The organism is Ralstonia psammae (assembly GCF_958405935.1).
GTDB lineage: Bacteria > Pseudomonadota > Gammaproteobacteria > Burkholderiales > Burkholderiaceae > Ralstonia > Ralstonia psammae.
Map to the genome: position 1 here is coordinate 188,402 of NZ_CATZBU010000005.1, position 13,253 is coordinate 201,654.

The window sequence follows — 13,253 nt, forward strand, 5'->3', positions numbered from 1 at the left end:
CGTAGAAAGGAAGGCAAGCGTTTGCAAGTCAGGTGTGTGAAATCTTCCTTAGTGTTGACTGACATCTCGAACGGTATGGTTGTCGCAGCCGCCTAGCCGCCGCTCCGTGTTGCTGTAGGCCTGACGGCGCCCTTGTATGTAGCGATGGCCAAGCCTGCAGGGTTCGTACTACGTCCCGCGGAATCTCGGTGACTACCCGGCAGGGTGTGGGGACGTGGAGAACGTATTCCAGCGAATGATGTTCAAGCGCTCAGCGTTGCGGAGCCCGGCATCAAGGCTGTACCGGAACGCTGAATTGCAGATCCGTGCACAATGGCTTTTCGCCGGTGAGAATGGGATCGCAACCTCTGCGGACGAACAGCGCGGCCGTGCTTGCCTAGATGGCGCCTGTCTTTGCTTATGTTCTTGGAAGAAAGTAAGTTAGCTCAGCAGGATATAAAACGACGGTTGCACCACAAAAATAAAAACCAATAACACCAAGGAAAAGAAGCACGGAGACATGGACACCTACGACTACATCATCATCGGCGCAGGCTCCGCAGGCTGCGTCCTCGCCAACCGCCTGACCCGCGACCCCGACGTTTCCGTCCTGCTGCTCGAAGCGGGCGGTAAAGACGATTACCACTGGATCCACATTCCCGTCGGCTATCTGTATTGCATCGGCAATCCGCGCACCGACTGGCTGTATCGCACGCGTGAAGAGCCCGGCTTGAACGGCCGCTCGCTCGGCTATCCGCGCGGCCGCGTGCTCGGTGGCTGCTCGTCGATCAACGGCATGATCTACATGCGGGGTCAGCGTGAGGATTACGACGGCTGGGCCGCCATCACCGGCGATGACTCATGGAAGTGGGATGCGGTGCTGCCGCTGTTCAAGGCCAGCGAGAACCATCACGGCGGCGCGAACGCATGGCACGGCGCGAACGGCGAATGGCGCGTCGAGCCACAGCGGCTGCACTGGCAGGTGCTGGAGACCTTCATCGAGGCGGCCGTGCAGGCGGGCATTCCGCGCACGAGCGACTTCAACCGCGGCGATAACTTCGGCGTCGGCTACTTCGAGGTCAACCAGAAACGCGGCATCCGCTGGAACACGGCCAAGGGCTTTCTGCGTCCGGCATCGCAGCGGCCGAATCTCACCATCGTCACGGGCGCACAAGTGCGGGCGCTGACGTTTGACGGCAAGCGGTGCACCGGCGTGACGTATCGCGGGGCAGGGCAGGACTACACGGTGGCGGCGCGCGAAGAGGTGATTCTTTCGGCCGGCGCGATCAACTCGCCGCAATTGCTGGAGCTGGCGGGCATCGGCCAGCCGGAGCGTCTGCAGGCGCTCGGCATTCCGGTGCGCCAGGCACTGCCCGGCGTCGGAGAAAATCTGCAGGACCATCTGCAACTGCGCAGCGTGGTCAAGGTGAACGGCGTGCCGACGCTCAACACGCGCGCCTCCAACTGGTGGGGCAAGGCGCTCATCGGCATGCAGTATGCGTTCAACCAGAGCGGGCCGATGAGCATGGCGCCGTCGCAGCTGGGGGTGTTCGCGCGCTCAAATCCGCATGTGTCGCGGCCCGATGTTGAGTACCACGTGCAGCCGCTCTCGCTCGACAAGTTTGGCGATCCGCTGCACGCGTTCAATGCGTTTACCGCGAGCGTGTGCAATTTGCGGCCCACCTCGCGCGGTACGGTACATGTCGCGTCCGCCGACCCGTTTGCCGCACCGACCATCGCGCCGAATTACTTGTCCACAGAAGAAGACCGCAAGGTCGCGGCCGATTCGCTGCGCCTGACCCGCCGCATTGTTGCGCAGCCCGCCCTGGCGCAATACAAGCCGGAGGAGTACCTGCCCGGCGCGGCGTTTCAAACCGACGAAGAACTCGCCCGCGCCGCCGGCGAGATCGGCACGACCATCTTCCACCCGGTCGGCACGTGCCGCATGGGGCGCGCGGACGATGCCAACGCGGTGGTCGATGCGCAACTGCGCGTGCGCGGTATCGAGGGCCTGCGGGTGGTCGATGCCTCCGTCATGCCGACGATTACCTCGGGCAATACCAACTCGCCGACGATCATGATTGCGGAGAAGGCGAGCGAGATGATCCGTGCGGCGCGCAAGGCTCGGGCGCGCGGCGAGGCCGTGCCAGCCTGACGCCGATTCCCATGCCGATGACACGGGCGTGACACACCGCCCGTGTCCTATGGATAAGCAATCCGCATTGCCCCGATACGTAACTCTACGTAACGCCCCCCGGCGAGCCGAAAAGCCAATACCGATGCGGGTTTCCGGGCCGTAAGCGGGGTGTAATCGTCTCGGTAAAAACCCCGATGTTTTGCAACGCAACAGCCGTTGACAATCATCCGCACCATAAAAAGGGCGGGAGACAAAGGGAATCATGGCGCAGGACATCATTCTCGAAACGCGCGGACTGACCAAGGGCTTCAAGGGCTTTACCGCCGTGTCCGACGTCAACCTGCGCGTGCAGCGTGGGTCCATCCATGCGCTCATCGGCCCGAACGGTGCCGGCAAGACGACCTGTTTCAACCTGCTGACCAAATTCCTGGTGCCGACGCGCGGCACGATTCTGTTCAACGGTGTCGATATCACATCGGAAAAGCCGGCGCAGATCGCGCGCCGCGGCGTGATCCGCTCGTTCCAGATCTCGGCCGTGTTTCCGCATCTGACGGTGATGGAAAACGTTCGCGTGGGGCTGCAGCGGCAACTCGGTACGGCGTATGCGTTCTGGCGCAGCGAGCAGTCGCTGAACAAGTTGAACGCACGCGCGATGGAGCTGCTCGAGCAGGTGGGCCTGACGGAGTTTGCACACACCGTGACGGTGGAACTGCCCTACGGCCGCAAGCGTGCGCTGGAGATTGCCACCACGCTGGCGATGGAGCCCGAGCTGATGCTGCTCGACGAGCCCACGCAGGGCATGGGCCACGAAGATGTGGACCGCGTGACGGAGCTGATCAAGCGCGTCGCGCAGGGCCGCACGATCTTGATGGTCGAACACAACATGAACGTGGTCTCGTCCATCGCCGACAAGATCACGGTGCTGCAGCGGGGCCAGATCCTGGCCGAAGGCCCGTACGAAGACGTCTCGAAGAATCCGCAGGTGATGGAGGCCTACATGGGCACCGTCGATGCGGCGCTGGAAGGCCACTGATCGACGCTGATCGATCATGCGATGCGGCAGTGTGCCGTGTCACCGAACGCTAGACCCGAATACACGAGAACACTGCATGAGCACGCCCGCGCTCCAGATCAAGGACCTGCACGCCTGGTACGGCGAATCGCACATCCTGCATGGTGTCGACCTGACCGTGAACCGCGGCGAGGTCGTCACGCTGCTTGGCCGCAACGGCGCGGGCCGCACCACCACGCTGCGCGCCATCATGGGGCTGGTGGGCACGCGCAAGGGCTCGATCGTCGTGCATGACGCAAGCGGCCAGAGTGTGGAAACGATCGACCTGCCCACGCACAAGATCGCCCACTGCGGCATCGGCTACTGCCCGGAGGAGCGCGGCATTTTCTCGAGCCTCTCGTGCGAAGAGAACCTGATGCTGCCGCCGGTGCTGAAGGGCCAGGTGGCCAAGACCGGCAATGCAGGCATGAGCATTGCCGAGATCTACGAGATGTTCCCGAACCTGGCCGAGCGCCGCCAGAGCCAGGGCACGCGCTTGTCGGGCGGCGAGCAGCAGATGCTGGCGGTCGGCCGGATTCTGCGCACGGGCGCGAACCTGCTGCTGCTCGACGAGATTTCCGAAGGGCTGGCCCCGGTGATCGTGCAGGCGCTGGCCCGCATGATCCTGATGCTCAAGAAGCGGGGCTACACGGTGGTGATGGTGGAGCAGAACTTCCGCTTTGCCGCGCCACTGGCAGACCGATTTTATGTGATGGAACACGGCCGCATCGTCGAGCGCTTCGAGGCGGCGCAGTTGCAGGACAAGATGCCGGTGCTGCACGAGCTGCTCGGCGTCTAAGGCGTTTGCCCATCGATTTGCAAGACCCATGCGCCAGCGTGATCCGCGGCGCGCACGACACAGGAGACAAGACCATGACACTCAAGAAGCTGGCTGGTGCATTGATGGCAGTAGGGCTGGGCGCGGCTGCATTCGGCGCGCATGCGCAGGTGAGCGGCGACAAGGTGAAGATCGGCTACATCACCGATCTCTCGGGTCTGTATGCCGACATCGACGGGCAGGGCGGCGTCGAGGCGGTCAAGATGGCGATCGAGGATGCGGGCGGCAAGGTGCTGGGCAAGCCGATCGAGCTGGTGACGGCCGACCACCAGAACAAGGCCGATATCGCCGCATCGAAGGCGCGCGAGTGGATGGACCAGCAAGGCCTGGACATGCTGCTGGGCGGCACGAACTCCGCCACGGGCCTGGCCATGAACAAGGTGGCGTCCGAGAAGAAGCGCGTGTTCATCGACATCGGTGCCGGCACGGCGCGCCTGACCAACGAAGAGTGCACGCCGTACACGATCCACTATGCGTATGACACGGTGGCGCTGGCCAAGGGCACGGGCAGCGCGGTCGTCAAACAGGGCGGCAAATCGTGGTTCTTCCTGACCGCCGACTACGCGTTCGGCCACTCGCTGGAGAACGACACCACGGCTGTGGTCAAGGCCAACGGCGGCACGGTGGTGGGTTCGGTCAAGCACCCGCTGTCGGCGTCGGACTTCTCGTCGTACCTGCTGCAGGCGCAGTCGTCCAAGGCGCAGATCCTGGGTCTGGCCAACGCCGGCGGCGACACGATCAACTCGATCAAGGCGGCCAAGGAGTTCGGCATCACCAAGTCGATGAAGATCGCCGGCCTGCTGATGTTCATCAACGACGTGCACAGCCTGGGCCTGCAGACGGCCGAAGGCCTGCTGATGACCGACAGCTGGTACTGGGACATGAACGACGCCACGCGCAAGTTCGCCAACCGTTACTTCATGAAGATGAAGAAGATGCCGAGCAGCCTGCAGGCCGCGGATTACTCGGCGGTGTCGAACTACATCAAGGCCGTGGCTGCGGCCGGCACGGATGATCCGGACAAGGTCATCGCCCAGCTCAAGAAGACCAAGATCGACGACTTCTACACGAAGGGCTACATCCGCCAGGACGGTCGCGGCATCCACGACATGTACCTGCTGCAGGTGAAGACGCCGGCCGAATCGAAGAAGCCGTGGGACTACCTGAAGGTGGTGGCGACGATCCCGGGCGAGCAGGCTTTCACCACGCCTGCCGAGTCCAAGTGCTCGCTGCTGAAGAAGTAAGCGTGTAAGAACCGGCGCTGCTGCCCGAGCGGGCGGCGGCGCCGTCAACGTTGTTGGTGTGGTGTTCTCTTCCTGACCGCGATGGAAATCTTCGGCGTTCCGCTACCGGCCATGCTCAGCCAATTGCTGCTGGGTCTGGTCAACGGTTCTTTCTATGCGATGTTGAGCCTGGGCCTTGCGGTCATCTTCGGGCTGCTCAACGTCATCAATTTTGCGCACGGCGCGCTGTTCATGCTGGGCGCGGTGCTCACGTGGATGGGCTTCTCGTACCTGGGCGTGCCGTACTGGGCGATGCTGGTGCTCTCGCCGCTGGTGATCGGCCTGCTGGGCGTGGTGATCGAACGCACGCTGCTGCGGTTCATCTACAAGCTCGATCACCTCTACGGGCTGCTGCTCACGCTGGGCGTGACGCTCGTCATCGAAGGCGTGTTCCGCGCCATCTACGGCGTGTCGGGCTTGCCATATGACACGCCGGAACTGCTGCAGGGTGCCACCGACCTCGGCTTCATGATGCTGCCCAACTATCGCGCGTGGGTGGTGGTGGCGTCGCTGGCGGTGTGCTTCGCAACGTGGTTCATGATCGAGAAGACGAAGCTGGGTGCGTACCTGCGCGCCGGCACCGAGAATCCGAAGCTGGTCGAGGCCTTTGGCGTGAACGTGCCGTTGATGGTCACACTCACCTACGGTTTTGGCGTGGCGCTGGCGGCATTTGCCGGCGTGCTTGCGGCGCCGGTCATCCAGATCTCGCCGCTGATGGGGCAGAGCATGATCATCACCGTGTTTGCGGTGGTGGTGATCGGCGGCATGGGGTCGATTCTCGGTTCGATCGTCACCGGTCTGGGCCTGGGCGTGATCGAGGGGCTGACCAAGGTGTTCTATCCACAGGCGTCGGCTACCGTGGTGTTCGTGATCATGGTGCTGGTGCTGCTGGTGCGTCCGGCGGGCCTGTTCGGTAAAGAGAAATGAGCGGCGCGGCCAACATGACCAACTCTTCTTCCCTCAAATACGTCCTGTACGGCCTGCTGCTGGTGGCGCTGATTGCCGCGCCGCTGGTGGGCGCGTATCCGGTGTTCGTCGCCAAGCTGCTGTGCTTCGTGCTGTTTGCGTCTGCGTTCAACCTGCTGCTGGGCTACACGGGGCTGCTGTCGTTCGGGCATGCGGCGTTCTTTGGCGGCGCGGGCTACGTGGCCGGCTACATGATGCGCGACCTGCACGTCACACCGGAGCTTGGCTTGCTGGCCGGCACCGCAGCGGGCGCGTTCATTGGCTTGGTCGTCGGGCTGCTGGCCATCCGCCGGCAGGGCATTTACTTTGCGATGATCACACTGGCGCTGGCGCAGATGCTGTACTTCTTTTGCCTGCAGGTGCCGTTCACCGGTGGTGAAGATGGCTTGCAAGGTGTACCGCGCGGCAAGCTGTTCGGCGTGCTGGATCTGTCGTCTGACCTGACGCTGTATTACGTTGTGCTCGTCATCGTGGCGCTGGCGTTTCTGCTGATCGTGCGCACGATCCATTCGCCGTTCGGGCAGATCCTCAAGGCCATCAAAGAGAACGAGCCGCGCGCCACGTCCCTCGGCTACGACACCGATCGCTTCAAGCTGCTGGCCTTCGTGCTGTCGGCGGCGCTCACGGGCCTGGCCGGCTCGCTCAAGACGCTGGTGCTCGGCTTCGAGACGCTGACCGACGTGCACTGGTCGATGTCCGGCTCGGTCATCCTGATGACGCTGGTGGGGGGGCTGGGCATCCTGTCGGGGCCGCTGCTGGGCGCAGCGCTCGTGATTGCGCTGGAAAACAAGCTTGGCGATATCGGCAGCTTCCTGGCCGGCACCACAGGCATCGACGGCTTCAATATCCTCGGCGAATCGGTCACCACGGTCACAGGCGCGATCTTCGTGATCTGCGTGTTGACCTTCCGCCGCGGCATCATGGGCGAAATTGCGGCTCGAGTGCCCTGGTTGCGACGTTGACGCCACAATGCGCGAAGATGCCGGCGAGTTTCACCCCAACGGCTGAACTTGGTGCTTGATGCACCGTAAGGGTTTGCTCTAGTTGCTGCATTGCGGTGCATCTTTTACAGTCTCGCTACGGTTTTCGCACGAGATAAATGAGGCGGGAGCGAGGAGACGACAGCACACACCGCACGTACGGTGGAGATGCAAAATAGATGAAGGCCCTGCCAGGCGATCCCCGGCAGGGCCTTTTAGTTTGTGCGATCACATTCCGCGTGGGCACCTGCCAGCAGTGCGCGGCCCTTGGCGCTGACCGTCACCAGGTGCGACTCAGGCGCCGACCCCGGGGCGCAGTCCACCAGCCCATCGATGCACGCATCTTCCCAGATCGACAAGCGCGGACACGACGTCCGCCACGTTTCCAGCACCTCGGCATAGGGCCGGGGCCGCTCGGACAGCGACTGCAGCAATTGCAGGGTGAGGGCACGGGTGGGGTCGGCCATAGCGGGCTCCGTGGGGTGACTGATCCATTCTGGTTCGCGCCGGTTCACAAGAGAAATGCATTTGGTGTCGACGCCTATGCGCGCGCTGCATGACAATGGCGCCCTTCGCCAGAGCCCGCCCATGACCCCGTTTTCTACTCGCCTTGCCACGCCCGAAGACCGGCCGCGCCTGCTGGCCGCCATCGCGTCGACCGCCTCGCCGCTGCAGTTGGCGCATGCCGTCGATACGCTGCTCGCCCATCCGAGCGTGCATCCGTGCTTTCTGGTGGAAAAGGGCGAGGTGTTAGCCGGCGTGGCGCCGATCACGCTCGTGCCGCATCTGGTGCTGGGCGGCTTGGTGGCGTGGTTGCCGGTCGGCGTGATGGTGTTTTCCGGTGACATGGCCACGCGGGATACCGCCTTGGCTGCCGTCAATGAGTACGCCAGGGCACATGGCATACTCCACGTCCTGCTGCCGCCGACGGTACTGTCTGCTGATGACGCGCAAGCGCTCGGCTTTGCCCTGGATGCATCGGGCTGCTGGCGGCGCAGCGCGCGCCCGTCGCCCAAGTCGCTGGGCTAATCCTTCCTGTTTCGTGTTCTCCTGATGGAATTCGCTTTGCTCGCCGTGGCCGGCTTTCTGGCCGGCCTGATCGATGCCGTGGCGGGTGGCGGCGGCCTGGTGCAGATTCCCGCGCTGTTCTCGGCGTATCCCAACATCGCACCCGCCACGTTGATCGGCACAAACAAGGTCGCGTCGATGTCGGGCACGGCCACGGCGGCGGTGCGCTACGGCCGCACGGTGCGCATCTATTGGGGCGCGACGGCCCCGGCGGTGGTCACGGCGTTTGCCTTTTCACTGCTGGGTGCGTGGGCGCTCATGCATATCCCGGCCGAACCGCTGCGCCGTGCGCTGCCGTTCGTGCTGGCGGTGCTGCTGATCTATACGGTGGCCAAGAAGAATCTGGGGGCCGATCATGCCCCGAGCCTCAAGGGCTGGCGCGAGCGGGCCGCGGCCCTGCTGGCCGGCGCCGCCATCGGTTTCTATGACGGTGTGTTCGGGCCGGGCACCGGCAGCTTCCTGATGATCGTGTTCGTGCGCGTGTTCGGGTACGACTTCCTGCACGCGTCGGCGTCTACGAAGATCGTCAACCTGGCGACCAACGTGGCGGCCCTGTTGCTGTTGGCCGTCAAGGGCCACGTGTGGTGGCAGCTTGGCGTGGTGATGGCGGTGGCCAACGTGGCCGGCAACCAGGTCGGCAGCCACCTCGCGCTGCGGCACGGCAGCCGCTTCGTGCGCAAGGTGTTCATCGTTGTGGTGCTGGCGCTGATCCTGAAAACCGCCTACGACGCCTTCATCCGTTGAATTGCTTCTCGAGCGCCACGGTGCGCTCGGTGACGACATCGCCCGTGTGCTGCGTGGTCACGGTCTCGATCAACATGATTCCGCATTCCTCGTCGGCAACGGGAAAGTGACGCACGCCGCGTGGCACCACGCAAAATTCGCCGGGGCCGAGATGCACATCGGCGCGGTCTTCGAAGGCGATTTTCAGGTGGCCGTAGACCACGAAAAACAGTTCATCTTCATTCGGGTGGTCGTGCCAGACGAATTCACCCTTGAGCTTGGCGACCTTGATGTATTGGTCGTTAACCTGACCGACAATGCGCGGCGACCAATAGTCCGTGACCTGTTCCAGCGCGTGCGTGAGCTGTACCGCGTGTCCTGCGAGCATGAGGCGCTCCGATGTGTGGGGAGGCACTGAAGATAAGGGCGCGCGCCGTGCATTCCCAGCCAAACTTTCTAATCGCGCCGATCATGCGGGCTAATACGCGGGGCGCTGTCACCGTGTTGCCGCACGGGTTGGCTAGGCTGCAAGGTTCCGCTTTCACCCGCGCAGCATCATGGCCCTGAGTCTCGACGACATCCGCACGCTGTTCGATCGCCACGGCAACATCGCCTACAGCGGCGAGCCCGTCACCCAGCGCGAACATGCATTGCAGACCGCCGCGCTTGCCGAGGCGGCCGGCGCCTCGGACGCACTCGTCACCGCCGCGCTGCTGCACGACCTTGGTCATTTGCTGAACCTGCAAGGCGAGACACCCACCGCCCACGGCATCGACGATCAGCACCAGTACTTTGCGCTGCCGTTTCTGCGGCCGACGTTTCCTGATGGCGTGCTGGAGCCGATTCGCCTGCATGTGGATGCCAAGCGCTGCCTGTGCGCGATGGACGCGCATTACTACGCGCGCCTGTCAGCGGATTCCATACGAAGCCTGGCGTTGCAGGGCGGCGTGTTTTCGGCGCAGGAGGCCGAGGCGTTCATGCAGCGTCCGTACGCTGCCGACGCACTGCAACTGCGGCGGTGGGATGACCTCGCCAAGGTAGCCGGGCTGCGCACGCCCGACCTTGCCCACTTCTTGGCGACGGCCGCGCGGGTTTCAGTGGCAGCCTAGGCTGCGCAGCGTCGCGCCCACGGCTTCGTCCCAGGGCGTGTGCGGTTCGGCACCCAAAGCCTGCACGAGCTTGGCGTTGTCCATGCGAACCGGGTGCTGCCACAGGTATCGCATCTCGCGCATCTCGCGCAGCATCTCCGAGAACGGTGCCAGCGCCGGCATCAGCCACCACGGGAACGCGCGAGTCTTGACCGGGTGACCCACCGCGCGGCCAATCGAAGTGGCCATCTGCGTGCCGTCGGCATCCCAGTGGCCGCGCATGTGATAGACGGCGAAATCAGGCAGACGGTCGCCTTGCTCGACCAGACGCAGCATTGTTTCGGCCACGTCCGGCAGGTAAGCCCATTGATGGCCGATGCCTGCCGCGCCCGGATACGTGACGGTGCGCACGGGCTTGCCCGGCTTGACCAGCGCGCCGGCGAACCAGGTGTTGTTGCTTGTTTGCGGCCCGAAGAAATCGCCCGCGCGCACGATCAGGCTGCGCACGCCGTCGGCGCTGGCGGCCTGCATGCGGCGTTCCAGTTCGACGCGGATCTTGCCTTTGCGCGTCAGCGGTGCCTGCGCTGTTGTTTCGCGCAGCACGGGAAATGTGTCCGGCGCGAAGTTGTACACCGTGCCCGGCAGCACGATGCGCGCACCTGAGGCGCGAGCGGCGGCGATGGTGTTGTCGATCATCGGCAGCACCTGGCCCGCCCAGTTCTTGTAGGCCGGCGGGTTGACGGCGTGGATGATCAACTCCGCGCCTTGCGCGGCGCCCACCACGTCTTCGCGCACCATCGCGTCGCCGCGAATCCACTCGAATGCGGTGTTGCGGTTCGTCAGCGCATCCGGATTGCGTTGCAGCGCCCGCACATGCCAGCCGCGCGCTACCAGCCGACGTGCCACTTCACCGCCGATGCCGCCGGTGGCGCCCAGTACCAATGCGATGCGTTTTGCCTGTTTCATGACCGTGCTCCCGCTGTGTGTGTGCGTTGCGATGGAGGCATTCTCGGCCTGAGTGTGCTTCAATGGAATTGTTGAGGATGAGTGTGCAGCTATACAAATTTGTATGAATAGATCCGAGCCAGGCTGGGAGTTGTATCGGACCTTTCTTGCTGTCGTACGAGAGGGCTCGCTGTCGGGTGCAGCGCGGGCGCTGGGGCTGACCCAGCCCACGGCGGGGCGGCATGTCGATGCGCTGGAGCAGGCGCTGGGCATGTCGCTGTTCATCCGCACGCAGCAGGGGTTGAGCCCGACTGAAGCGGCGTTATCGCTGCGGCCGTTTGCCGAATCGCTCGAAGCCACCAGCGCCGCCTTGCTGCGCGCCGCCTCCAGCCAGGGCGAGGGCGTGCGCGGCACCGTGCGCATCACCGCCAGCGAGGTGGTGGCGGTGGAAGTGCTGCCGCCCATCCTCGCCGATCTGCACGCCGCATATCCGGAGCTGACGCTCGAACTGGTGCCCTCGAACCGAATGGAAGACCTGCTGCGCCGCGAGGCCGACATCGCCGTGCGCATGCAGCCACCCAGCCAGGGCGTGCTCGTCGCGCGGCACTTGGGCGGTATCGAACTGGGGCTGTTTGCGCATCGGCGCTATCTGGCGCAGCGCGGCACGCCAACCACGGTGGAAGAACTCGCAGCCCACACGTTGATCGGCTACGACAAGGAGAATGCGTTCCTGCGCAGCATGCGAGCGCAGTTGCCGTGGATTCAACGCAACCGCTTCGCACTGCGCACCGACAGTGATTTGGCCGCGATTGCCGCGCTGCGTGCGGGCTTTGGTGTCGGCTTCTGCCAAGTCGGCCTGGTACGGCACAACGCAGAGTTGGTTCGGCTGTTCGGCGACCAGATTTCCATCACCCTCGACACCTGGCTCGCCATGCACGAAGACCTGCGTGACAGCCCGCGCTGCCGGGTCGTGTTTGATGCGCTCGCGACCGGGCTGCTGCGGTACATCCACGGCGATTGATCGATCGCGTTGTTACCGCTTCTGGCGCAACGGGCCGAGCAGACCCTTCAGGCCGTTGTGATCCAGCTCTTGCATCAGCGCGAGCAACCGGCCGATCTGCCCCGGCGGAAAGCCCTCGCGTGCGAACCAGTTCAGGTAGTGACCCGGCAGGTCGGCAATGAGGCGGCCCTTGTACTTGCCGAAGGGCATCTGCGTGGTGACGAGGCGTTGGAGGTCTTCGGGGTGCATGGTCACTATTGTGCCGACGATGTGGGGAGGAGCGTGACCACCTGTTCCAACAAGTGGGCCACAAAACGCGTCAGCTTCGGCAACGGCCGCCGATCCTGCCGATACACGACATGGATCGGCCGTGGCTCGGGCGCATAGGCTTGTAGCACGCGCACGAGCCGGCCGTTGGCCAAGTCCTCGGCAACAAGCACTTCGGGCTGCAACAACAGCCCCGCGCCCGCGACCGCCGCGGCACGCAAACCGTGGCCGTCGTTGCACGTGAAGGCCGGATCGTCGCGCCATGGCGTGCCGCCGTTCCAACCGGCAAGCTGCCATGCATTGCGGTTGTTCCACACCATATGCGATAGGCAGCGATGCTGCGGCAGGTCCGCCGGTGTTGCCGGCCGCCCGTATCGCGCGAGGTAATCCGGCGACGCGCAGATGACCATGCGATACACGCACAGCGGCTTGGCCACCAGATCGGCGTCGCCCAACGTCCCGATGCGGATGGCAAGGTCGAACCCCTCGTCGACGAGGTCGACCATGCTGTTGCTCAGGTTCAGTTCCACGCGCACTTGCGGATGCGTCTGCTGGAACGTCGCCGCCAACGGCGCGACCACGCACGCGCCGAACGTGGTCGGTGCGCTCACGCGCAGCGTGCCCGAGGGCGACGCGCGCAACCGTTCGACGGACGTCTCCGCCCAGCGCACCTGTTCCAGCACGCGTTTGGCGTCTTCGTAGAACACGCGGCCGGCGTCGGTCAGACTTTGGCGGCGGGTGCTGCGCTGGAGCAGGCGCGCGCCCAGTTGCGTCTCCAGCGCGCTGACATATTTGCCGACCATCACCGCGGACATCTCGAGCCGCGCCGCCGCCTCGGTGAAGTTGCCGCCTTCCACCACGGCGACAAAGGTTTCCATGCTGCGCAGCTTGTCCATATTCCGAACGATTGATTAGGAATGCCCGAAGG

The 13,253-nt window shown here is 64.2% G+C and carries 15 protein-coding genes; 10 read left to right on the forward strand and 5 right to left on the reverse strand.

All coding sequences use genetic code 11. The features are described from left to right. Nucleotides 1-499 precede the first annotated feature (499 nt). The 6 genes from R2N16_RS13015 to R2N16_RS13040 all read left to right on the forward strand — a co-directional run bounded on the left by R2N16_RS13015 (nt 500) and on the right by R2N16_RS13040 (nt 7,216). Nucleotides 500-2,134, forward strand: coding sequence for a GMC family oxidoreductase (locus R2N16_RS13015; protein WP_316666129.1), 1,635 nt, complete (start codon nt 500-502; stop codon nt 2,132-2,134). A gap of 244 nt (nt 2,135-2,378) precedes the next feature. After that, on the forward strand, nt 2,379-3,149 hold the full coding sequence (locus R2N16_RS13020; RefSeq protein ID WP_316666130.1) for an ABC transporter ATP-binding protein: 771 nt from the start codon (nt 2,379-2,381) through the stop codon (nt 3,147-3,149). Nucleotides 3,150-3,225: 76 nt separating this feature from the next. Beyond that, nucleotides 3,226-3,966 carry an ABC transporter ATP-binding protein gene (locus R2N16_RS13025; RefSeq protein ID WP_316666131.1) on the forward strand — a complete coding sequence of 247 codons (741 nt, stop codon included), beginning with the start codon at nt 3,226-3,228 and terminating at the stop codon, nt 3,964-3,966. 74 nt (nt 3,967-4,040) lie between these two features. After that, entirely contained in the window at nt 4,041-5,249 is a 1,209-nt protein-coding gene (locus tag R2N16_RS13030) for an ABC transporter substrate-binding protein (protein ID WP_316666133.1), read from the forward strand. 81 nt (nt 5,250-5,330) lie between these two features. Continuing rightward, on the forward strand, nt 5,331-6,215 hold the full coding sequence (locus R2N16_RS13035; protein WP_252692275.1) for a branched-chain amino acid ABC transporter permease: 885 nt from the start codon (nt 5,331-5,333) through the stop codon (nt 6,213-6,215). A 14-nt stretch (nt 6,216-6,229) separates the two neighbouring features. Then, nucleotides 6,230-7,216, forward strand: coding sequence for a branched-chain amino acid ABC transporter permease (locus R2N16_RS13040; RefSeq protein ID WP_316666135.1), 987 nt, complete (start codon nt 6,230-6,232; stop codon nt 7,214-7,216). Nucleotides 7,217-7,449: 233 nt separating this feature from the next. On the opposite strand, the gene R2N16_RS13045 is transcribed toward R2N16_RS13040, so the two are convergent. Then, nucleotides 7,450-7,701, reverse strand: coding sequence for a hypothetical protein (locus tag R2N16_RS13045; protein ID WP_316666136.1), 252 nt, complete (start codon nt 7,699-7,701; stop codon nt 7,450-7,452). 76 nt (nt 7,702-7,777) lie between these two features. Here R2N16_RS13045 and R2N16_RS13050 point away from each other — a divergent pair, with 76 nt between their 5' ends. Together R2N16_RS13050 and R2N16_RS13055 are read left to right on the forward strand one after the other, a co-directional pair. Next, on the forward strand, nt 7,778-8,263 hold the full coding sequence (locus tag R2N16_RS13050; RefSeq protein ID WP_316666138.1) for a hypothetical protein: 486 nt from the start codon (nt 7,778-7,780) through the stop codon (nt 8,261-8,263). Nucleotides 8,264-8,287: 24 nt separating this feature from the next. Beyond that, the gene (locus tag R2N16_RS13055) at nt 8,288-9,046 is read left to right on the forward strand and encodes a sulfite exporter TauE/SafE family protein (protein ID WP_316666139.1); all 759 of its coding nucleotides are present in this window, start codon (nt 8,288-8,290) and stop codon (nt 9,044-9,046) included. Here the strand turns inward: R2N16_RS13055 and R2N16_RS13060 are convergent. Continuing rightward, the gene (locus R2N16_RS13060) at nt 9,036-9,413 is read right to left on the reverse strand and encodes a cupin domain-containing protein (protein WP_316666140.1); all 378 of its coding nucleotides are present in this window, start codon (nt 9,411-9,413) and stop codon (nt 9,036-9,038) included. The genes R2N16_RS13055 and R2N16_RS13060 overlap by 11 nt on opposite strands. A gap of 169 nt (nt 9,414-9,582) precedes the next feature. Between R2N16_RS13060 and R2N16_RS13065 the strand changes: the two genes are divergently transcribed. Then, the gene (locus R2N16_RS13065) at nt 9,583-10,134 is read left to right on the forward strand and encodes a phosphonate degradation HD-domain oxygenase (RefSeq protein WP_316666141.1); all 552 of its coding nucleotides are present in this window, start codon (nt 9,583-9,585) and stop codon (nt 10,132-10,134) included. On the opposite strand, the gene R2N16_RS13070 is transcribed toward R2N16_RS13065, so the two are convergent. Continuing rightward, nucleotides 10,120-11,079 (reverse strand): SDR family oxidoreductase, encoded by a 960-nt coding sequence (locus R2N16_RS13070; RefSeq protein ID WP_316666142.1) that lies wholly within the window; start codon nt 11,077-11,079, stop codon nt 10,120-10,122. The genes R2N16_RS13065 and R2N16_RS13070 overlap by 15 nt on opposite strands. A 103-nt stretch (nt 11,080-11,182) precedes the next feature. Between R2N16_RS13070 and R2N16_RS13075 the strand changes: the two genes are divergently transcribed. Then, complete coding sequence (locus R2N16_RS13075; protein ID WP_316666144.1) at nt 11,183-12,079, forward strand: LysR family transcriptional regulator; 897 nt, start codon at nt 11,183-11,185, stop codon at nt 12,077-12,079. 12 nt (nt 12,080-12,091) lie between these two features. Here the strand turns inward: R2N16_RS13075 and R2N16_RS13080 are convergent, their stop codons facing one another. Both R2N16_RS13080 and crgA read right to left on the reverse strand, forming a co-directional pair. Continuing rightward, on the reverse strand, nt 12,092-12,307 hold the full coding sequence (locus R2N16_RS13080) for a DUF3820 family protein (RefSeq protein WP_316666145.1): 216 nt from the start codon (nt 12,305-12,307) through the stop codon (nt 12,092-12,094). A 5-nt stretch (nt 12,308-12,312) separates the two neighbouring features. Continuing rightward, a complete protein-coding gene (gene crgA / locus R2N16_RS13085; protein WP_316666146.1) occupies nt 12,313-13,221 on the reverse strand; it encodes a LysR family transcriptional regulator CrgA in 909 nt (302 codons plus the stop codon). Nucleotides 13,222-13,253: the final 32 nt, after the last annotated feature.